The sequence below is a fragment of the Bittarella massiliensis (ex Durand et al. 2017) genome (assembly GCF_017566145.1).
Taxonomy (GTDB): domain Bacteria; phylum Bacillota; class Clostridia; order Oscillospirales; family Ruminococcaceae; genus Bittarella; species Bittarella massiliensis_A.
This window is the reverse complement of sequence record NZ_JABFCL010000216.1, coordinates 1-222: the sequence shown is the minus strand read 5'-3', so window position 1 is coordinate 222 and position 222 is coordinate 1. Positions and strand designations below refer to the sequence as shown.

Annotated in this window: 1 protein-coding gene; it reads left to right on the top strand. The window is 55.0% G+C overall.

The annotated features are described in order from the left end of the window. Positions 1-222: hypothetical protein (locus HJY11_RS14095; RefSeq protein WP_438820445.1), on the top strand; the 222-nt coding region annotated here is incomplete at both ends.

Genomic DNA, 222 nt, shown 5'->3' with positions numbered 1-222 from the left:
GCAGGGACACCAGGTAGCCATGACAGGAGACGGGGTCAACGACCTGCTGGCTCTCAGAGAGGCGGACTGTTCGATTGCGGTTGCGGACGGAAGTGACGCAAGCCGTCAGATTGCCCAGGTGGTGCTTCTGGATTCCGATTTCACCAATTTGCCGCATGTTGTGATGGAGGGCAGAAAGGTAATCAACAACGTGACAAGAACGGCCCAGGTCTTCTTTATCAA